18 protein-coding genes and 1 rRNA gene are annotated in these 20,648 nt (G+C 55.5%); 11 read left to right on the top strand and 8 right to left on the bottom strand.

Annotated features, from left to right (window positions below):
• The first annotated feature begins 171 nt into the window (after positions 1 to 171).
• Both rrf and BBKW_RS09685 read left to right on the top strand, forming a co-directional pair.
• Positions 172 to 289 (top strand): 5S ribosomal RNA (gene rrf, locus BBKW_RS09690).
• Between the two features lie 385 nt (positions 290 to 674).
• The gene (locus BBKW_RS09685; RefSeq protein ID WP_003835954.1) at positions 675 to 926 is read left to right on the top strand and encodes a hypothetical protein; all 252 of its coding nucleotides are present in this window, start codon (positions 675 to 677) and stop codon (positions 924 to 926) included.
• Between the two features lie 346 nt (positions 927 to 1,272).
• On the opposite strand, the gene BBKW_RS09680 is transcribed toward BBKW_RS09685, so the two are convergent.
• Together BBKW_RS09680 and BBKW_RS09675 are read right to left on the bottom strand one after the other, a co-directional pair.
• Positions 1,273 to 2,043, bottom strand: coding sequence for a nitroreductase family protein (locus tag BBKW_RS09680; RefSeq protein WP_193786603.1), 771 nt, complete (start codon positions 2,041 to 2,043; stop codon positions 1,273 to 1,275).
• Between the two features lie 225 nt (positions 2,044 to 2,268).
• The gene (locus BBKW_RS09675) at positions 2,269 to 2,649 is read right to left on the bottom strand and encodes a DUF4235 domain-containing protein (RefSeq protein WP_033501758.1); all 381 of its coding nucleotides are present in this window, start codon (positions 2,647 to 2,649) and stop codon (positions 2,269 to 2,271) included.
• A 129-nt stretch (positions 2,650 to 2,778) separates the two neighbouring features.
• On the opposite strand from BBKW_RS09675, the gene BBKW_RS09670 reads away from it, so the two are divergent.
• Together BBKW_RS09670 and BBKW_RS09665 are read left to right on the top strand one after the other, a co-directional pair.
• Positions 2,779 to 3,483 (top strand): histidine phosphatase family protein, encoded by a 705-nt coding sequence (locus BBKW_RS09670; RefSeq protein ID WP_033501759.1) that lies wholly within the window; start codon positions 2,779 to 2,781, stop codon positions 3,481 to 3,483.
• 333 nt (positions 3,484 to 3,816) lie between these two features.
• Positions 3,817 to 5,163: an ABC transporter substrate-binding protein gene (locus BBKW_RS09665; protein WP_033501760.1), complete on the top strand. Its 1,347-nt coding sequence runs from the start codon at positions 3,817 to 3,819 to the stop codon at positions 5,161 to 5,163.
• A 123-nt stretch (positions 5,164 to 5,286) separates the two neighbouring features.
• On the opposite strand, the gene BBKW_RS10780 is transcribed toward BBKW_RS09665, so the two are convergent.
• Positions 5,287 to 5,529, bottom strand: coding sequence for a hypothetical protein (locus tag BBKW_RS10780; RefSeq protein WP_144314084.1), 243 nt, complete (start codon positions 5,527 to 5,529; stop codon positions 5,287 to 5,289).
• A gap of 31 nt (positions 5,530 to 5,560) precedes the next feature.
• Between BBKW_RS10780 and BBKW_RS09660 the strand changes: the two genes are divergently transcribed.
• From BBKW_RS09660 to BBKW_RS11175, 3 genes are all read left to right on the top strand, one after another.
• Positions 5,561 to 7,321, top strand: a complete 1,761-nt coding sequence (locus BBKW_RS09660; protein WP_128832408.1) for a glycoside hydrolase family 13 protein — start codon at positions 5,561 to 5,563, stop codon at positions 7,319 to 7,321.
• A gap of 72 nt (positions 7,322 to 7,393) precedes the next feature.
• The gene (locus BBKW_RS11180) at positions 7,394 to 8,371 is read left to right on the top strand and encodes an ABC transporter substrate-binding protein (protein ID WP_269446984.1); all 978 of its coding nucleotides are present in this window, start codon (positions 7,394 to 7,396) and stop codon (positions 8,369 to 8,371) included.
• Positions 8,347 to 8,766: a type 2 periplasmic-binding domain-containing protein gene (locus tag BBKW_RS11175; protein WP_269446983.1), complete on the top strand. Its 420-nt coding sequence runs from the start codon at positions 8,347 to 8,349 to the stop codon at positions 8,764 to 8,766. Before BBKW_RS11180 ends, BBKW_RS11175 begins: the two co-directional genes overlap by 25 nt.
• A 160-nt stretch (positions 8,767 to 8,926) precedes the next feature.
• Here BBKW_RS11175 and BBKW_RS09650 read toward each other — a convergent pair whose 3' ends face one another.
• Both BBKW_RS09650 and BBKW_RS09645 read right to left on the bottom strand, forming a co-directional pair.
• Positions 8,927 to 9,982 carry a LacI family DNA-binding transcriptional regulator gene (locus BBKW_RS09650; RefSeq protein ID WP_033501761.1) on the bottom strand — a complete coding sequence of 352 codons (1,056 nt, stop codon included), beginning with the start codon at positions 9,980 to 9,982 and terminating at the stop codon, positions 8,927 to 8,929.
• Between the two features lie 258 nt (positions 9,983 to 10,240).
• On the bottom strand, positions 10,241 to 11,251 hold the full coding sequence (locus BBKW_RS09645; RefSeq protein ID WP_033501762.1) for a LacI family DNA-binding transcriptional regulator: 1,011 nt from the start codon (positions 11,249 to 11,251) through the stop codon (positions 10,241 to 10,243).
• Positions 11,252 to 11,593: 342 nt separating this feature from the next.
• Here BBKW_RS09645 and BBKW_RS09640 point away from each other — a divergent pair, with 342 nt between their 5' ends.
• Both BBKW_RS09640 and BBKW_RS09635 read left to right on the top strand, forming a co-directional pair.
• Positions 11,594 to 12,448 carry a carbohydrate ABC transporter permease gene (locus tag BBKW_RS09640; RefSeq protein ID WP_033501763.1) on the top strand — a complete coding sequence of 285 codons (855 nt, stop codon included), beginning with the start codon at positions 11,594 to 11,596 and terminating at the stop codon, positions 12,446 to 12,448.
• A complete protein-coding gene (locus BBKW_RS09635; protein ID WP_033501764.1) occupies positions 12,445 to 13,287 on the top strand; it encodes a carbohydrate ABC transporter permease in 843 nt (280 codons plus the stop codon). Before BBKW_RS09640 ends, BBKW_RS09635 begins: the two co-directional genes overlap by 4 nt.
• A gap of 242 nt (positions 13,288 to 13,529) precedes the next feature.
• Here the strand turns inward: BBKW_RS09635 and BBKW_RS09630 are convergent, their stop codons facing one another.
• Together BBKW_RS09630 and malQ are read right to left on the bottom strand one after the other, a co-directional pair.
• The gene (locus BBKW_RS09630; protein ID WP_033501811.1) at positions 13,530 to 14,129 is read right to left on the bottom strand and encodes a YesL family protein; all 600 of its coding nucleotides are present in this window, start codon (positions 14,127 to 14,129) and stop codon (positions 13,530 to 13,532) included.
• 212 nt (positions 14,130 to 14,341) lie between these two features.
• Positions 14,342 to 16,504: a 4-alpha-glucanotransferase gene (malQ, locus tag BBKW_RS09625; RefSeq protein WP_033501765.1), complete on the bottom strand. Its 2,163-nt coding sequence runs from the start codon at positions 16,502 to 16,504 to the stop codon at positions 14,342 to 14,344.
• A gap of 498 nt (positions 16,505 to 17,002) precedes the next feature.
• On the opposite strand from malQ, the gene BBKW_RS09620 reads away from it, so the two are divergent.
• On the top strand, positions 17,003 to 17,785 hold the full coding sequence (locus BBKW_RS09620) for an HAD family hydrolase (RefSeq protein WP_231858494.1): 783 nt from the start codon (positions 17,003 to 17,005) through the stop codon (positions 17,783 to 17,785).
• Between the two features lie 267 nt (positions 17,786 to 18,052).
• Here the strand turns inward: BBKW_RS09620 and BBKW_RS09615 are convergent, their stop codons facing one another.
• Entirely contained in the window at positions 18,053 to 19,267 is a 1,215-nt protein-coding gene (locus tag BBKW_RS09615; protein WP_033501766.1) for an ATP-binding protein, read from the bottom strand.
• Between the two features lie 484 nt (positions 19,268 to 19,751).
• Between BBKW_RS09615 and BBKW_RS09610 the strand changes: the two genes are divergently transcribed.
• Positions 19,752 to 20,606: a sulfite exporter TauE/SafE family protein gene (locus BBKW_RS09610; RefSeq protein WP_048349592.1), complete on the top strand. Its 855-nt coding sequence runs from the start codon at positions 19,752 to 19,754 to the stop codon at positions 20,604 to 20,606.
• Positions 20,607 to 20,648: the final 42 nt, after the last annotated feature.

Raw genomic sequence — 20,648 nt, 5'->3', positions numbered from 1 at the left:
GTTCTTCTCGTTGGATGGCGGGGAATGCTGTTTCCTGTGGTCACAATGACGATGATCGGTAAGGCGTTTGATTTGCTTCGCGTCCGTTGTCCGGTTCCCGGACCGCCACGATGGAATCGTGGTCGGTTCCGTTCCCGGCCGATCCGTGGGGTCGGCCGTTCAGAGTGGTTTTGCGGTGGTCATGGCCCAGGTGAGACGCCCGGTCCCTTTCCGAACCCGGAAGCTAAGGCCTGGCTGCGGCGATGGTACTGCACTCGAGAGGGTGTGGGAGAGTAGCGCGCCGCCGCATTGAATTTAGGAATATGAGGATCCCCGGTGGAGCTTGGCTCCCGGGGATCTTTTCGTATTTCCGGGCGGATGATCGCCATTCCAATTAACCGCCCGGCATGGCAGGACGGCGGCTTGGCAAAGCCGGACCAGAAAAGGGAAGGCCGGGAACGGCCGCGAATCCGTGCCATGGTCCATTGCACGAAACGATAGTACGGCAACGCAAGATGACGAGAACATCTCCATCAATCTTATTTTTTATCTGCTTGCGTTCCGGTCTTCGGGGTTACGGGCCTTCCCGGCGGGAGGATCGTTCTGGCCACTGAAAGTTCCAGTACGCCGACAGATCTCAGGAATGTTAAGGGACCTTCTTGCGCTTATCCGATGGTTGAATAGACTGAAGAACTATGCATTATTTCGTACCCAAACGCTGTGTCGAATCGAACAAAATCATGTATCACGACAAAGCAACAGCTCAGCAGGCCGCTGACCAAAGTTGGCGTGAACGCGGCACCGAACTTTGGGTATATCGGTGCGAATTCTGCGGAACCTGGCATCTCACGCATCGCGATCCACAATCCAGCTATACGTATGTTCCATTTAATCAGCAGATTAAACCGCATTCCCGCAAAAAAGGCTACAAACCACGTCGTAAGTAGCCGTACCGTCCCGATTCCTCCACTCGCTGGAGGAATCAGTCCTCTTGCACGTCTTTAAGCGTCTGAAAACCTCCACCCACTGGAAGAAAACCCCCGCCTACAAGCCTTGTAGCGTCCTAATCTTTCCACCGACTGGAGGTTTATGGACGTTTAGAGGTCTGTAGGCGGGGGTTTTCTTCCACCGACTGGAGGAATCACCCCGCTCGCCTGCTTCCTAGCGTCCCGATTTTTCCAGTGAGTGGGATTTTGGGACTCCCAGAGACTGTGAGCGGGATGATTGTTCCACTGACTGGAAGTTTTGCTCGGGCGGAGCGCATGGGGGCAGTTCGTCGAAGCCGTAGTTCTGTTAGCGTTCGAGGCGGAAGCCTTGGCGCTTGGCGTTTGGAGCCACGGTCTTGCTGGTCACACCGGAATCGACCGCATTTGATGCGATCTGATCGCTGAACGTATCAACCGGGCGTTCAGTATTGCGCAAATCGTAATACTGATGCACTTCCTCGTCGAAATCCCGCAAACCGGCAAGCAACGTCTCATTGTTCGACGGATACTCATTCTCAAAGAACTGCATGGAACGTGGCATACGCGGCTTGAGTGCAGGATCCTGATCGGGCTTGCCGATCGCAAGTCCCAGCACAGGGTACGTGTATTCCGGAAGATTCAGCAGATCAATCAAAGCTGAAACATCGTTAAGCAGCGAGCCGAGAATCACGCAACCAAGGCCGAGTGAATAAGCGGCAGTTTCCATTGCATGAAGTGCCAAAACTGCGTCATTCTGCGCCTGAGTGTAACGATAGCTGCCATTCAACGTAAACTCGTCGGAAGCGGTCTCAACGCCCTTGGAAGCTGCGATGGCCGCATTGCGATGCTCATCAAGCACAAACACGTACAGCAGTGGCGCGGTCGCGATATATGGCTGCCCACCGATTTCGGCAAGACGCTTCTTTGTGGCCGGATCGGTGATGCGGATTGCCGACCAGTCGTTCAGGAATTGGCTGCTTGCGGCGTGCTGGGCCACGGTTTCGAGCGTTTCGACGATATCGTTGCTCAGCGGCTTCGGCTTGAATTTACGGATTGAACGACGCTCCAGTAGAGTGTCAACGGTTGCATTATGCAGAATATTGCTCATGTTGCCTATTTTTATCCTATCCGCGTAATTACGCAAGCAATTTCGCCCACAAGCGCACTTCTTTCCAATCACAGTTTTGCGCAGTTTCGTGCAGTTCCAATCGTGGCTTCAATTACAGATTTGAATCGCAAACTGCGAAATGCGGAAGTTGGAGTGGATTGTTTGGGGATTCGGCGTGACTTGCTTTTATTTGCAAATCCAGCGGATTTCGCAGTTCTAGCGGATTTCGCGTGTTTGTCGTGAGTGTCGGCGGTCGACCAGCGCCTGTGATCCACGGTCGGACAGTTGCGACACTAGCGCGCCGAAACCTGCAGAAGCTACGCCGAATACTAGACTCAGTGCCAGTTCCTTGCGCTTGTCGGTGGTGCCGTCCGGTAACACGGCTTTGCGACCGACCGACTTGCGCCATGCCAGTTCGAACAGTTTGCCGAACACGAGTCCGGCTAGTGCGGGGGCGGCCGCCTTGAACATCTTGTCGCAAAGATCGTCGGGATCGTTGATTCGCTGTTCGCGCAAGGCGTTCACTTTCTCGTCGACGTTGTGCAGCGACGCTACGATGCGGTCTGCGCTGGATTCCTGGTCAGGCATTTCACTCATGGTTTCCAGTGTAAACCGTGCCGTCGGATTTCGGTTGGATTTCGTTGGCGCGTGCGTGCGTTGCGAAGCGCTTAAGACACATGGTGGAAGATTGCTGGTGAAACGCTTTTCGTCGGCTAGAGTAGGAGTATGACAGATACTCAAGTCGGAAGCAAGGATGCTTCTTCAATCGCGCCCGGCCGTCTGGTTCTGCTGCGTCATGGCCAGACTGTGTGGAGCGAATCGGGCCAGCATACTGGCCGCACCAATATTCCGTTGACCGATACCGGTTGCGAGCAGGCCCGTGCGGCGGGCGAGCGTCTTCGTGAGGCGTTCCCTCAAGGGTTCGAGCCGGGCTGCATGTTCGCAAGCCCCCTGCGCCGCGCCCAGCAGACTGCGCAACTGGCTGGTTATGGCGATTTCAAAGTGCTTGACGAGATCGCGGAATGGGATTACGGCCGTGCCGAAGGGCGTACACGCCAGGAGGTGAGCGAGGCCGGTGGGTTTCAATGGGATGTATGGCGTGACGGTCCGCGTTCTCTTCCTGAATCGTTGGAAGGTGACTGGGTTGAGACGTTGCCAAGCGGCGAGCAGGTTCCGGTGCACAATGGCCCGGGCGAGACGGTTGAGGAGGCTGCCGCGCGCACCCGCGATGCGATCGACGCGGTGATGCCGCTGCTCAATGCCGGTCATGACGTGCTGTTGGTGGCGCACGCGCATGTGTTGCGCATCCTCACCTCGCAGTGGCTGGACGTCGATCCGCATTTCGCGCGTTTGCTGCGTCTCGACACCGCGCATTATTGCGTGCTGAGCCAATATAAGGGAGACAATGTTATCGAGCATTGGAATTGCTAGGCGCATTGCGCTGGGCTGAACGTCGGTAGTTTGACATCGTTTACAAACTGCCGACGTTTTTTGTTGCCGTAAGGCGTCAAGTTTGCGATCTACTGCGATTGTTGCCGTATGATATGGAGGGTGTGTCGCAAACGGTTTCATAAAGATGATATGGTGAAAACCGTTGAAAATAAAGGTTTTTGAGAAAAACTTGCGATCGTGAAATCGCCCTAAAAATTGTTTTTTCTGCTTACGTTTGCAAAAATGGGAGAAATGCGGCACAATAGTGCATGTCAGGAATCGTGAGGAAGCGATTTCACAGGATGTTGACCAGCGAGGTGCTGGGAAACAGGAATGGAAGAGAAAGGTTCGATGATGAATCGTACTATCAAGGCAGCAGTTGGAATGGTCGCCATCGCGGCAATGTCCGTAGGCACGTTGGGTGCTTGCGGATCGAGCTCCAGCTCCGACAACGGCAAGGGCAAGGTCTATTACCTGAACTTCAAGCCGGAATCCAACGACGAATGGCAGAAGCTGGCCAAGGATTACACCAAGGAAACCGGTGTCGAGGTCAAGGTTCAGACTGCTGCTTCCGGCACCTACGAGCAGACTCTGAAGTCCGAGATTGCCAAGTCCGAAGCCCCGACCCTGTTCCAGGTCAACGGTCCGGTCGGCTATCAGAACTGGAAGTCCTACACTGATGACATGACGGACACCGAGCCGTACATGCAGCTCATCAACAAGGACGTCGCCCTCAAGGATGGGAGCAAGGTCGTTGGCGTTCCATACGCTATGGAGACCTATGGCCTGATTTACAACAAGGATCTGCTGGCCAAGTACATCGCTACCGATGGTGCCAAGATCAAGGACGTCAAGGATATCGACAATTTCGATACCCTGAAGGCTGTGGCTGATGACATCCAGGCCAAGAAGGACCAGCTCGGCGTCAAGGGCGCATTCACTTCCGCTGGTTTCGATTCCAGCTCCGATTGGCGTTTCAAGACCCATCTGGCCAACCTGCCGCTGTACTACGAGTTCAAGGATGACAACATCACCAAGCAGCCGGAGACCGTCAAGGGTACCTATCTGCCGGAGTATAAGAACATCTTCGACCTGTACCTGAAGGATTCCACCACCGAACCGACCCAGCTGAGCTCCAAGACCGGTGATGACGCCACCTCCGAGTTCTCCCTTGGCGAGGCCGTGTTCTATCAGAACGGCACTTGGGCATGGACCGATCTGCAGAAGAACGGCATGAAGGCCGAGTCCGTAGGCATGCTCCCGATCTACATGGGCGCCAAGGGCGAGGAGAACCAGGGCCTGGCCACTGGCTCCGAGAACTACTGGTGCATCAACTCCAAGGCCTCCGACGCCGATAAGAAGGCCACCAAGGACTTCCTGAAGTGGGTCGTCACCAGCAAGACCGGCATCAAGGCCCTGTCCAGCGCCATGGGCTTCACCACTCCGTTCAAGTCCTTCAGCGATGTCAAGTCCGACAATCCGCTGGTGCAGGCCGCTGTTGAAGATCAGAACTCCGGCAAGACCGCAGTCTCCTGGAACTTCACCATGATGCCGTCCGAAGAGTGGAAGAACAAGCTTGGTTCCGCCCTCCTTGAGTACGCTCAGGGCACCGGAGATTGGAATGCTGTCAAGACCGCATTCGTGGACGGTTGGAAGACCGAATACGACGCCGCTCACTGATCTCGCATCAGCAGGCTGACGAAATTCGGCCAATTCGGCAAAAGCAAAATCCAACAAACGACATGTATTGCGAATACGGTTCGAACATCGCATAGTGCGGCTGTTACGATCGCAATCAGCATGTCAATCGAATAACTCAATAACCGAATAAACAGCGAGCTGCAATCGGAAGTCCTCTTCTCCTTTCCTGATTGCAGCTCGTTTTTTTTCTTTAAAAACAAAAGATGACGGCGAATCAGTGGACACGCCGTGTGTGGCGAGATTGCGCCGCAATAATGAAAGCGCTATCATATTAACAACAAACAGAGAAGATGTTGATTTAAAAATGTTCTTATCTGCAGTTTGGGAAAATGTAACCGCTGTCATTTTGCGACGATGCGAACGAAAGTGAAAACATATGATGCAACAAGAAATTGATACTTCAGATCCGGCTCTATGGTGGAAGCAGGCTGTGGTCTACCAGGTGTACCCGCGTTCTTTCAAGGACTCCCGTGGTTCTGGCCTGGGTAGCATCGCCGGTGTCACCGAGAAGATCGACTATCTCGCCGAACTCGGTGTGGATGCCATCTGGCTGAGCCCGTTCTACCCGTCCCAGCTCGCCGATGGCGGCTACGACGTGGATGACTACCGCAACGTCGACCCGAAGCTCGGCACCATGGACGACTTCGACGAGCTCTCCAGGGCCGCCCACGAGCGGGGCATCAAGGTTGTGGTCGACATCGTGCCGAATCACAGCTCCAACCTGCACGAATGGTTCAAGGCCGCCCTCGCCGCCGCCCCAGGCTCCCCGGAGCGCGACCGCTACATCTTCCGCGACGGCAAGGGGCCGAACGGCGACCAGCCGCCGACTGATTGGATCGCAAGCTTCGGTGGCTCTGCGTGGACGCGCGTGCCCGATGGCCAGTGGTACCTGCACATGTTCACCAAGGAGCAGCCCGACTGGAACTGGAAGAACCCCGAGGTGCGTGCCGACTTCATCAAGACGCTGCGTTTCTGGCTCGACCATGGTGCGGACGGCTTCCGCGTGGACGTGGCGCACGGCCTCGCCAAGGACCTCGACCGCGACAATCTTGAAAGCTACAAGGTCTGCGAGCATCTGCTTCCCTCGGATGGGTCGCACCCGTTGTATGACCGTGATGAGGTGCACGACATCTACCGCGAGTGGCGCAAGGTGTTCAACGAGTACAATCCGCCGGCATTCGCTGTGGCCGAAGCGTGGGTCAATCCGGATCGCCAGCATCTGTACGCATCGACCGAAGAGCTCGGGCAGGTGTTCAACTTCGAGTTCGCCAAAAAGGATTGGATCCGCGATGACATGCATCTGGCCATCGAGGAAGGTTTGGAAAGCGCGGAACGTTCCGGTTCCTCGGCAACCTGGGTGATGAGCAACCACGACGTGCCCCGCCACGCCAGCCGTTATGGATTGCCGCAGGTTCCAGCCTTGTCGCACCATCAGTTGGCCAAGGATTGGCTGCTTCGCGACGGCACCACCTATGAGGAGAACCGCGAACTGGGCGCCAAGCGCGCTCGTGCCGCGATTCTTATGGAACTTGCCTTGCCTGGATCCACCTACATCTACCAGGGAGAAGAACTGGGATTGCCGGAAGTCGCGGATATTCCCTGGGATGAGCTGGAGGATCCCACCGCGTTCAACAGCGTGCGCGGGCAAATCGAAAAAGGCCGTGACGGCTGCCGTGTGCCGCTGCCTTGGGTTGCTGCCGATGCGCCGAAGCTCGATAATCCCGATGACGAATTCGGCCATGGTGGCTCCTTCAGTTTCTCTCCTGCGGGCGCCGAGCATGATCCGCACCTTCCACAGCCGAAGTGGTACAAGGATTTCGCCGTCGACGTGGAGGACGCCGACCCGAATTCCATGCTGAACCTGTATCGCAAGGCGCTGTCGTTGAGGCATAACCTGATGCCGCAGGACACCGTGCTGCAGTGGCTGGACGAGGACCGCCCCTCCGATATGCGTGACGGCGCGGATGGGCAGCGTGGTGGAGTCATTGCCTACCGTCGTTCCAATGGTTGGGCGAACATCACCAATTTCAGCGAACGTCCAGCCGAACTGCCGCAAGGCGAAGTCATCCTCGTATCGGGCGAACTCACTGCGGACGGGCGTTTGCCGCAGGACACCACCGCTTGGCTCCAGCTATAACGCGGCGACCAGAGGCGCTACCAATACCAGCGCACATAGGAATAACAACAAATCCAACGAAGGAGATAAGCAATGAGGCAGGGAATCATCACCAAAACGTGCGCGGTCGCCGCGGCGTTGGCCATGGGTGTATCGTTGGCGGCTTGCGGCGGCGGCAGCGCCGATTCCGACAAGGGCCATGTGTATTTCATGAACAACAAGTCGGAAGTCGTGGACCAATACAAGCAGCTCGCCGAAATGTATACCGAAAAAACCGGTGTGCAGGTGGACGTGCAGACCGGTGCGTCCGGCACATACGATGCGACCATGAGCTCGGAACTGGCCAAATCCAACGCGCCGACCATGTTCAACATCTCCGGTTTCGACCAGTTCGCAAAATATCAGAAGTATTGCGAGCCATTGCAGGACACCGAAGTGTACAAACTGCTCACCGATGACGGCAAGGCCTACTCCTACACCATTGATGGCGATTCGTTCACGCTGCCATACGCGGCTGAATGGTACGGCATCATCTACAACAAGAAGATCATCAACGATTACGCCAGCAAGAATTACGCGGTAATCAAGAGCGCCGACGACATCAAGGATTACAAGACGCTCAAGGCCGTGGCCGAGTCCATCAACGAGCACAAGGACGATCTCGGCGTTGACGGCGCGTTCGCGACGCCAGGTCTGGATGCCTCCGACACATACCGTTTCGCCGCGCATATGGGGCGCATCCCGCTGTACTACGAATACAAGGATATGAACACCACGTTCTCCAAGACCATCAAGGGCACCTACTTGGATAACTACAAGGATTTGTTCGATCTCGAGCTGGAGACCAGCCCGACCGATCCGAGCCTGGTCAGCTCGAAGACGTACGATGACGTCACTTCCGAATTCGCGCTTGGCCAGGTGGCGTTCTACCCGAACGGCGTCTGGGCTTACACGCAGATCAAGGGTAACGAGGTGGCGGATGACGATCTTGGCATGCTGCCGTATTACATGGGATCAAGGGTGAGGAAGAGACCGGTCCTGCGGGCGTGTATGACGCCAGCTGGGCGGTGAACAAGAACGCTTCCGACAAAGACAAGCAGGCCACGCTCGATTTCATCAAGTGGATGGTCACCGATGACGAGGCCAAGAAGATCCTCTCTCAGGATATGGGCTTCTCCGTGCCGTTCACCACATTCGATGGCGATGAGTTCCAGCCGGATAATCCGCTGACCAAGATCGCCCGTTCCTACTCTGCCGACGGCAAGACCGAGGTACGCAGCTTCACCGTTCCGGATCAGCAGTGGCAGGACGACGTGGCTGCGGCGCTTATCGAATACGCGCAGGGCACTGGCGATTGGAGCAAGGTGAAGAGCGCCTACGTCGACGGTTGGTCCACCGAATGGAACAACAACGAGGAATCGCTGGGATCCATTCCTCAAGCGCAGAAATTCGATCAGCAGGGGTGAGATCGCACCGCTGATTGAAGCCCTACAAGGTTTGCGATGAAAAGAGCGGCCTGTGTGCATGATTTGGTTCATGCATACAGGCCGCTTTCGTGTTTTGGCGGCTTTACGTTTTTCCGCTGCCTCTCGATTTATTCAGCTGCCGTCGATTTATGACGCCGATTTATTCCGACGTCGCCGCCCCGCTGTCAATGCGGCTTGTAGTGTTGCGCAACACCAGCAAAGGATCCTGCAGTTCATGCGGATGTTCAAGAGGTTCGTTACGTAGGAGCTGCAGCACTTTTCTACCGGCTATGCGCCCTAGCTCGATTGGCTCCTGACGGATGGTGGAAAGGTCTGCGGCCTGCGCGATTTCGGCGTCGTCAAAGCCGAGCACCGAAATGTCTTCCGGCACATTCAACTGCTGTTTGCGTAGTTCCTTGATCAGTGCGATGGCGACCTGGTCGGTTTCCACGCAGACGGCGGTGGGGCGTTCCGGAAGTGACAGCAGTTTCGCGGTCAGTTGTGAGGCGAGGTCGGATTTGCTCAGCGGCGCATCGTGCGCGTCGGCTGTGAGCAGGCTGAACATGATTCCATCGGTGGCGTTGGCCTGTGCGGCATCCGCGAACGCCTGGGTGCGTTGGCTGGTGTTGTAAATCATGTCGGCCGGAATGTAGTCGCTGCAGAACGCGATATTGGTATGCCCTAAGGAACGCAGCAGTCGTACGGCCATGGTCATCGCACTGTAGTTGTCGATGCTGATGGAGGCGTCGAAATAGCCTGATTCCGCAGGGACATTGACGCCTACCGTTGGCAGGTCGATGGCTTGGAGCTGCTCCCGCATGGCGGGCATGAGCTGGAATGAGGAGATGATGATGGCGTCCGAGTTGCGGCTTTTTGGCAGCTGGGAGAAGAACCGGTCCAGTTCGCTGCGGTCGGTGATGAAGGCCGGTGTGACGTCATAGCCGAACGGCGCGAGCTCCTCGTAGACTCCTTGGAGCACTCCGGAATTGAACCACTCGTTGAGTTTGCCCGAAACCAAGAGGATGACACGCATGGTTTTTCCGGATGCCAGGGCGGAAGCGCTTTTGGATAGCGTGAAATTGAGCTGATCCGCTGCCTGCCGAACTTTGTTGCGGGTTGCTTCTGTGACGTTGGTCGCGCCACGGAGTGCTCGGGAAACGGTGGCTTGCGACACTCCTGCCAATTGGGCCACGTTGGCGATGGTCGGTTTGTCCATGTGTCTCCTTCGATGAAAATGATTAACGCTTCCATGATACTAAAAGCCCTGATTTGCGACGAAAACACGCTGTAGATTGGTGAATTTGTACAACAGAAATGAAAGCGCTATCATTTACAATAGTCGAAAAACGAATATAAAGATTCGATTACAAGATAGCGTAAAGCAGCGGTAGCCTGTAAGCGCTGTCACGAAGTGGTGAAGTTCAACATGGCAGCAAAAAACAGACGCTATGCGAACGGTGCTCGTTCGGAACGTTTAGCGATGCAGATGAGCCGTAGTGGAACGTACGATCAGCTGTGCCGGGAACGTTTTGAACGGCTGCTCCAGCGGGCGTCCCTCAATCAGGTCGAGCGTCATGCGGGCCGCTTCCTGCGCCATTTCGATGGGCTTCTGGCGCACGGTGGTCAGTCCGAGATCACGTGCGTAGATGCTATCGTCGTAACCGATGATGGAAACGTCGTTCGGCACGGTGAATCCGTTGCGTTCCAGCTGGAACAGCAGCGGCACGGCGATGCCGTCTTCCTGGCAGGCGATCGCGGTCGGCATGTGGTCGAGGCTGAGCAGCTGCGTCACGACTTTGCTGATGTTGTTCTTGCTCTCGTCGGTAACGAGCACGCGCGGCGTGACGCCGTTCTCTTTGCAGCGGGCCATGAACGATTCGAAACGCCCCTGTACGCTGAAGTGGAGCGTTACGTCGCGATTGGTGCGAATGTAGGCGATGTCGCGGTGGCCGAGAGCCATGAGATGGCGTGCGGCAAGCTCGGATCCCTGCTTGTCGTCGATGCGCACGGCCGCGCTGAAGCCGCGCTCTTCCGGCAGGCTCGAGTTGATGCCGATGATCGGCACATTGACGGACCTGAGCTGCTCGATCTCATTGGCGTCGATGTCGAAGGAAATGACGATCACCGCGTCGACATTGCGGCGCACCGGCAGCATGTCGAAGAATTCGCGGCGCTCCTCGGTGCTCGACATCTGGTAGATGGAGATGTCGTAGCCTTCATCATGGAATATCTCGTTGAGTCCTTCGATGATGGATGAGCTGAACCACAGGTTGAGCCTTCCGGAAACCAGTACTGCAATGCGTAGCGCGCGGCCGGTTTTCAACGCGGCTGCGGAGCGTGAGATGGAGAAGTTCAGCTCGTCGGCTGCTTTCATCACCTTGTCTCGGGTGGCTTTCGACACGAGGTCGGGGCGTGTGAACGAACGCGAAACCGTCGAGATGGACACGTGCGCAAGCTGCGCTACATCTTGAATACTGCTTTTCATTTTCTTCCCTTGTAACTGCGTACGTTCCAGCATACTGTATTGCAACACGTTTGCAATACATACATTACAAACGTTTTCATCATAGCAGGAAAAGTGTAAAAGTGTTTGATATGACAACAATTTTAGAGGGTCACAAAATATGACAACGTTGGTAAAATCACGTCTTGAGACATGCGAAAATGACAACGTTTGACATCTTGTGTCATGCCGTTTATCATGACGAATGTAAGCACCGGAAAGGTGGAGAACAGAGCAGTGATCCGCTGATTCGGTTAAAAATGCAAGATTCCGCACCGCGTTGTCGCGGTGCTCGGAATGGAGAAGGAAGAAAGCAGGCAAGCTATGATCAGCATGGCTGGCAAGGCGATACGCAAATGGTGGGCGCTGTTCGCGCTACCGACGTTCGCCGCATTCATTATTGGATTTGTCGTTCCATTCATCATGGGCGTCTATCTGAGCTTTTGCAAGTTCACTACGGTTACCGACGCTGAATTTGTAGGGCTTAAGAACTACACCCGCGCACTGCAGGATAAGGAATTCCTTCGCGCGCTGGGCTTCTCTACGTTGCTGACTATCGTTACCACGATTGTGATCAACGTGGTCGCGTTCTTCATCGCGTACATGCTTACCAAGGCGATCAAGGGATCGAACATTTTCCGTTCGGTGTTCTTCATGCCGAACCTTATTGGTGGCATCATTCTGGGCTACATTTGGATGCTGCTGCTCAACGGCATTCTCGCGCACTGGGCGCGCTCGCTGACCTATAGCGCAACGTATGGCTTCTGGGGTCTGGTCGTGCTGGTGTGTTGGCAGCAGATCGGCTACATGATGATCATCTACATCGCCGGCATGCAGTCGCTGCCGACCGACGTGCTCGAAGCGGCTTCCGTGGATGGTGCGAATGGCACGCAGACCATGTTCAAGATCATCATTCCGCTGATGATGCCGTCGATCACCGTGTGCTCGTTCCTGTGCGTTACCAACGGTTTCAAGCTCTATGACCAGAACCTCGCATTGACGAACGGCGCTCCGTCGAACATGTCTGAAGGCCTGGCGCTGAACATCACCCGCACCTTCTATGGCCGTGTCGGCTGGGAAGGCGTGGGACAGGCCAAGGCAGTGCTGTTCTTTGTGCTTGTCGCGATTGTTGCGCTGATTCAGAACAAGCTGACGACTTCCAAGGAGGTGGAAGCATGATTTCCGGAGAAAAGGTCAAGCACGGCGGATTGTGGACCGTACTGTTTTCCTTGGTGTCGCTGGCATGGGTTTTCCCGATCGTGCTGGTGATTATCAACTCCTTCAAGCAGAAGGCGTACATTTCGCGTAACGCGTTCTCCATTCCGACCGGCAAGGCGTTCGTTGGATTGGAAAACTATACCCGTGGCATTGAAACCACGAATTTCTTCGCCAGCTTCGGTTGGACCCTGCTGATCACGGTCGGCTCGGTGTTTTTGATCCTGGTGTGCACCTCGATGTGCGCATGGTGGATCGTGCGTGTGAACAATTGGGTTGCGAAGCTGCTGTACACGTTGTTCCTGTTCAACATGATCGTGCCGTTCCAGATGGTGATGTTCACACTTTCGAAGCTTGCTGACACGTTGAAGCTCAACACTCCGTGGGGCTTGTGCATTATGTATTTGGGATTTGGTGCAGGCCTGGCCGTGTTTATCTTCACCGGTGTGATCAAGGGCATTCCGCAGTCGTTGGAAGAGTCCGCGATGATTGATGGCGCTTCCGTGCCCCGCATTTTCTTCCAGATTGTAGTGCCGATTATGAAGCCGTCGATCGTGTCTGTTGCGATTCTGCAGGCAATGTGGATTTGGAACGACTACCTGCTGCCATACTTGACGCTCGACTTGGGCAAGTACAAGACCATTTCCGTGGCCATTCAGTACCTCAAGGGCGGTTATGGTTCCGTTGATATGGGTGCCATGATGGCCTGCCTGGTGATGGCCATCATCCCGATCATTGTTTTCTATCTCATCTGCCAGAAGCACATCGTCAAGGGTGTAATGGCTGGTGCAGTCAAGGGATGATCGAAGATCATCCCTTGTGGGACAGCGCAGTGCGCTGTCCCATGCACCAGCCTGAGCGAGGCCGATAGACCTCGCGAAGGTAGCATTGAGCCCGGCCGAAGGCCGGTCCTTAATTGCAGGTCCGAAGGCGGAGCCGTCAAGGATGATCCTTCGATCAGCCACGGAAAAACGCCGCTGCCTCGCAAAAAAGAGTCCGAACGAGAGAAATCTCGCTCGGACTCTTTCATATCCGAATCAGAAAACTACTTCATATATTTGCGGAACACGTGCTCGAAAATCGGCACGTGAATCATAATCATGGTGCCGTAACCCAAAATGAGTAACAGGAACAGGCCTTGCGGCATGTAAAACCAGCTGCCGACCAAAAGCGCGATGTAAATCGCGTCGATGGCGGCCATGCCGAGCGTGTACCCGATATTGCTCACGCCGAATACGAAGGCGTTGCCGAGTGTGCGCCAGAACGAGTTTTCGAAGCGTGACTGCAATGCCCAGATCCATTCGAATCCGATGACCCATACGATGCTCAACGCGAATTTCGGAATCAGCAGCGGCGTGATTTGCAGCACGATCCATGAGTACACGCTGATCGCCCCTGCAATGCCGAAAATCAGCCAATAGCCGGTTGCTTTTACGAAGTTTGACCGGAATGCGGCGAAATAATTGCGGGTGACGGTGCCTTCGCCTGCGAGCGAGCGTCGTGCCGCATCGTGACCGGCGGTTAAGGCCGCGCCGATGGTGATGATCGGAATGCTGGTGACCAACATGAGGAGGTTGATCCAAATCGCGTCGACGGCGTCGCTGAGGCCGCGCATAAAGCCGGAGTCGGGTGATAGGAACTTCATGCGCACCAGTTTACTCGGCAGCACGGCAATCGTTGTCATACATAAAACCGTTTAGCGCATACTATTTCTTGCAAAAAACTCCTGTTATCGTTGTCATTGAACGGAGCATTGAATGCAGATAAAGAAAAGTCCCGTCACATATTTCGTTTGACGGGACTTTGTGGTGATGTGTGAGGAGATCCTACTTTCGGGAAATCACCACCGGAGGGGGCTTACTTTTCGCCGTTCATGATGGCGGAAAGCGACTTCACGCGCGGCAAGTCGAACACTTCGTCGGTGTGCACCGCCTTGTGGTCGGGGCCTGCCAGCGGCACGCGCCAGTTGCAGTATTCACTGGACGTGCCCGGCTGGTTCTGCGAGCGGGTTTCGCCGACGCCGTCCACCAGCGCTGCCTGCAGAAGCACGGATGGCGAGCAGAGCAGCATTTTGTGCATCGCTTCGACGATTTCCTGAATATGATTGTCGACGTCCGCGGCGATTTCCGGTGTGATCAGTCCGCTTTCGACCAGTCGGTCAAGCATGGCCTGACGTTCCGCGGTTGCGGAAGCCTGGAATTCCTCGACCGGACCGGTAAGCAAGTGCAGCTGCTCACGCAGCTTTACATGCTCGAACTGCAGGTAGCCTGCGGTTGGCGGCAGATCGTGCGTGGTGACGGAAGCCAGCGCATACTTGCGGTAGTCGGCCGGGTCGGCGTACGGATCGCCGGCGTTGGGGGAGTCGTCCACGCGGGCGAACCATTCCACCATGCAGCCGAGCAGGCCGTGTTCGGCAAGCACGGTGCGCACGTAATCGGGCACGGTGCCGAGATCTTCGCCCACCACCAGGCCGTTCACGCGGGAGGCTTCGATCGTGAGGATCGCGATCATCGCCTCATAGTCGTACGTGACGTACGCGCCGCCTCGTGCGCCTTCGCTCTGCGGAATCCACCACAGGCGAAACAGGCCGAGCACATGGTCGATGCGCACCGCGCCCGCGTGCGAGAACATGTTGTGCACCATTTCGCGGTATACGCCGTAACCGGTTTTGGCGAGATAATTCGGATTGAACGGCGGCTGACCCCAATCCTGGCCCTGCTGGTTGTAGAAGTCCGGCGGGCAGCCTACGGTGACGCTGCCGACGGCGAAACGTTCCGGATTCCACCACACGTCGGCGCCCAGCGAATGCACGCCCACGGCCATGTCTTGCATGAGGCCCAATGCCATGCCGCTTTCGCGCGCGGCGGTCTGTGCGGCGGTCACCTGTTCGTCGGCGATCCACTGCAGCCAGCATTCGAAGTCGACCATATCGGCATGATCGCGCATGAGTTCGGCCACTTCCGGCGAATCGCGGTTCGTCTCCGCAAACCATGTGCCCTCCCGCGGAGCGCCCCATACTTGGAATGCCACCGACCATGCGGCGAATGCGCGCAGATCGGGGCCGGCCGCTTCCTTGAACGCTTCGAACGCGGCCTGGCGTTCGGTGGAACGTGGCACCTTAAACACGAGCTGCAGTGCTTGGCGCTTGTGCCACCATGCGGAGTTGATGTCGAGTTCGTCGGCGTTGTCGTTGTCGGAGGACACTTCGGCGTGTAGACGCTCGACCTCGGCCTTCGCCTCCTCGTCAAGCCCTGCATATTCCTCAATATCCTGCGGGCGAATGTATGTGACGTTCATGAATCGGCGTGATTCCGGCAGGTACGGCGACGGTTCGAGTGGCTCGACCGGCGCGGTCGCGTGAATCGGGTTGATGAGCATGAAGTCAGCATGCGACTTTTCGGCGGCGTCGGTGAGCAGTAGCTTCAGATCGCCATAATCGCCTACGCCCCACGATTCAGCGGAGCGGATGGAATACATTTGCGCCATCCATCCCCAACGCTGCTTTTCGGCGATCGCCGGCGGCAGGGGCACGCGTGCCGGGGCGCAGATCAATCGTGCCTCGCCGTGCAGTGGGCCCGCGTTGACGCGCAACGTGTGGTAGCCGGCGGGAATGTCGTCGGGCAGGGTGAACGTAAGCGAGTCGTCGTCCTGCGGGGTCAGGTACATGCACAGGTTGCCCTCGTACTGCGTGCCGTCTTCGAGTAGCAGACGCAGCGTCACGTCATGGCCTTTCGCGCGGATTAGCGTGGTTGATTCCTTGCCGATGAACTTCACGATGGTCGGTTCCACGAGCGTGTCTGCAATGCGCTGCTTGGTGAGTTCGTACGATGTTTCGATCGCCTCGTCGCTGGACGCGTCCACGCCGAGCGCCGCAAGCACGGAGACGAGCACTTCGTCGCGGATTTCCACGTAGGTGCCGAGCTGGTCGATATACGACGTTGAGATGCCGTTGAGTTTGGCGAGTTGGATAAGCGGTCGTGCGATGCGTTCCGCGCTTTCGGTTTGCTGGGTTTCCGTCATAGGTTCCTTCTTCCCTGGACCGTTGATGGCCAATCATGCTGCATTGCCGCGCGATTGGCACGCTTCGGTGCGTATGTCAATCGTTCTGCTATGTACTGTAGCATATGATGACATCGTTTTCAATAGGCGTGTTATTAGGTGCAAACGTTGCAGTATTGCGATTTCTTGACTGTCTTGCGGATGAGAAACAAGAAAAATGCTTTTTCTGTTTGACTATCGTTTGCAGGGTGTTTGAAAGCGAATATGGCTGCGGTTGCGCCAGTTTCGATGCGTCTCGCGTGTGGTGCGGCATGGGTTCGTCTACGGGCGCGTCTGCATCGAGTATCAGCGCAGGGAATGGTGACTATCTTATCGTGGCACCGCATACGTTTGCAATCTGGCGGTTGGGGTAACCTCGTGTATAACGCATGTAACGCATTGGTTTGCGATGGCGGCGGCTGCAAAGCGGCAATCGCCGCCGCCGGTAAAGCGGCGACGATGCCAACGAAAGGACCTGTTATGGCAAACGTGACGCATACCCCCAAATATGAGGTTGTGTTCTTCGATTTGTATGGAACGCTTATCGACATACGTACCGACGAACAGTGCGACGCGGCCTGGCAGGCCTTGTATGACGCCGCTTGCGAATTAGGTGCGCAATACGATTCGGTCGAGGCGTTGCGTGAACGTTTCGAAAAACTTGAGGCGCGCGAAATAGCGCATCAGTCGAATCGTGCCATCGTTCGCAATGGGTGGGGCGAGTTCGACATACTACCCGTGTACCGCTCACTGCTTATGAATCGCAGCGAGGAGGCGGAACGCTTGCTGGCATTGCCACAGGCCGCTCAAAAGGCTGCATGGGCGTTCCGGCAGGGCAGCACCAGTATGATCCGCCTGTATCCTGGGGCGCTGGAAATGATCGAAAAACTGCAGGAAGCCGGCATTGTCGTGGCGCTGCTGAGCAACGCGCAATCCTGCTACACCCGCGCCGAACTGGAAATGACGGGACTTGCCAGCCTGCTTGACGACGTGATCATCTCCAGTGAGGAGAAGATCCGCAAGCCTGCGCGCGACTTGTACATGCTGGCGCTCGACCGCGAATTCGTGACCGCCAAGCATGCGCTGATGGTGGGCAATGATGAGCAGAACGATATTGTTGGCGCTCGCACCGCGGGCATTGACGGCGTGTATTTCCGCACGGAGATTTCTCCGGCAGATGATCCGGAAACGTCGAGTTATGCGATTCGTTCGTTTACCGGCACCGATTATGAGGGATTGCTGGATTACGTGCTGAATGCATAAGCTTGCGTGGTGCATGGGTTTTGACAACGTTTGCAGTATAATAAAAACAGATTGAGAGGGCGTCGTCGCTCCAAATACCCTCGTACTTGCCATTTTTGATTCACGGTACTAGTGCAGGGGTATTGCATATGCAGCCCGCTGCTGTCTGCTGTCGCCGTCTGCGCGAATCCCGTTCCGCGCCTGCATCACCCCGGAATCGCTCCCAAATCCGACTTGTACAGACGGAGGGTCTGAATTGTGTGGACGTGAGGAAGTCTTGGAATGGCGTTACTTTCCGAGCATCCAGTCGATTGCGTTGGCAACGGTCACGCCGTCGCTTTTGCCGAGTCCGAAACGATCTAGCGTTAGCACCATTCTTTTCGCAGACAAATCGCGTGCATTCAGCAGTGGTGACAGTTCGCGCTCGCGAGTGTGCTCATCCAATATGCTGGCGCTCACCTGGATATACAGTTTCTCTTCCGTAAGATCTGCACGCTGCCGAGTCGCAACAAAATCATTTTCAGCTTTACCGATTTTCCCGACGCGAATCTGATACCCGCGAATCTTAAGCTCATTATGTACGGCATTTTCCAGAAGAAATTCGAAATCTTCTGTGGAATATCCGAGCAGCATATTGCGAATTCCTAAATCTGCTGGATAATACTTAGCTAATCCTTGTAAATATGCGCCACCTTTAACGTTAATTCGTTGCGCATTGTAGAAAAGAAAAGCATTGAGAAGTCCGCTAATATATCGTTCGATGGTCTCATTTGAAGCTGGTCGATGCGCGCTTCTCAATCGATTTTCTATCTTCGAAGTTGAGACTGGAGATCCTGCAGTATCTGCCAAATATCGTGCGACATCGTTGAAAACCAGTGGATTTCTTACTTGCAGAAATTGCGAAATATCTCGCACCAAAATAGTGTTGTAAATTCCGGAAAGCACGGTGTGTGCCAGGTTTTGATCGGTGCCTTGATTCACGACCGGCGGCAATCCTCCATATCTTGTGTACCTTTCGAAAGCCGCGTTCTCGTCGGTCAGATCGGCGTACGCCATGAATTCCGCGAAAGAAAGCGGAAACACATTGATCTCCATGTATCTGCCGGAAAGCAGCGTCGCCAGCTGGCTGGAAAGCAGGTAGGCGTTCGATCCAGTGATGGTGATGTCCACGTCGGCATCCGTGTGGAGCGCGTTCACGGCTCGCTCCCACTTGTCCACCAGTTGCACCTCGTCGAGCAGCAGATAATAGTGGCCGTCTTGCTGCATACGGTCGGCGATCGCGTTGTGCAGGTCTTCGAAGGTGAATGACGAGTATTGGAACGATTCCAGGTTCATCATGATGATGTGGTCTTCGGCGACGCCCTGCTGCAGAAGATGCTGGCGGAAGAGTGTGAGTAGTGATGATTTTCCGCAGCGGCGCATGCCCGTGATGACTTTGATGAGGCCGTTGTCTTGCGCCGCGACGAGTTTGCTGAGGTACTGCGGCCTAGGTTTAAGTTTCATGATGTTCAACTTTTGCTAGTGTATCCGGAAAAGTATGTATTCTAATGCGACTTTCACTAGTATACCTTTAAAAGTGTGCTCTGAGATACGACTTTTACTAGTATGGTCGGAAAAGTATGTGCCATGATATGACTTTTGCCGGTATGGCTGGAAAAGTATGGCCGTACGGTTATGGGCTGTGGGGGAAATTAGGGTGAACTCGCGCAGGCTGCCCATGCGCGGGCATCGCATACCGAATCCGAAGCAATGTGCGCGTGCAAACGGGTGCATGTAACGTTGGGCAAATCTTGGCATGTGAGGGGGCTTTTTCTCTTCTTGCTTTCTCGCAATGTGCCGGGTTTGCGGCGCTGAAATATGCGGGAATGTACTATCGCAACTATCGCAAGAAGGAAGAAATACGATGGTATGGGGAGAGATGAAGAAATCGGATATTTCCAATATTTCGAATGCTGAAAGCGTTGAACGCGCTGAAGATAGCGGGCAGATGAGTGAGCGGTTCAGCAAGAAAGCGAATCGGCTATTTGGTGCAGATCCTGTGGGACTCGACGAATCCGCGCGAGGCATTGTAGTGCTGATGATCGTCGGCGTGGCCGTGGGGCTATTATCCGGCATGTTCGGCATTGGTGGCGGCACGGTGATTGTGCCCGCGCTGGTATGGCTCGGACTGACGCAACGTAATGCGGCAGCGACGTCAATGCTTGCGATCGTACCAACCTCGATTTCCGGCGTCATTTCTTACGCGACTCGTGGCAACGTGGACTGGCTCGCCGCGCTGTTGCTGTTTTGCGGCATGTTTGTAGGCGGGCAGATTGGCAGTTGGCTGCTTTCGCGCTTGCCGGAACTTGTATTGCGATGGATTTTCGTAGTGTTCCTCGTGTTTGTGGTGTTCAATCAGATTAGTTTCGTGCCGTCGCGAGACCAGCATATTGCGATGAGTGCGCTGACCGGAGTTTGCCTGGTGCTGCTGGGCGTGGTGATTGGCATATTGGCGGGACTGCTGGGAATTGGAGGTGGGGCGCTCGCCGTGCCCGCACTATCGATGCTGTTTGACGCTTCCGATCTGATTGCGCGTGGCACGTCGCTGCTGGCCATGTTTCCGAACTCGATTACCACAAGCGTGGCAAACCTGAAACGAAGGCTGGTGCATGTAAAGGCCGCGCTGATTATTGGCTTGGTGGCTGCCGTTGCCGCGCCATTCGGTACGTGGATAGCGGACGCAGTCTCGCCCCGCGTCGGCTCGATTCTGTTCGCCTGCTACCTGTGCGTGCTGCTGGTGCGGTCCATGTTTGTGGCTGTGAAAGCCACCCGCTCCGCCCACATCGGCCAAGTCTCCGCCTGACTGTTTGCACATCATACAGCAAAAGCATGAGTCATGATTCAG

This window comes from Bifidobacterium catenulatum subsp. kashiwanohense JCM 15439 = DSM 21854 (assembly GCF_001042615.1).
In the GTDB taxonomy this organism is placed as follows: domain Bacteria; phylum Actinomycetota; class Actinomycetes; order Actinomycetales; family Bifidobacteriaceae; genus Bifidobacterium; species Bifidobacterium catenulatum.
Note: the sequence above shows the minus strand (reverse complement) of the source record. Positions and strands in the feature narration are given on the sequence as shown.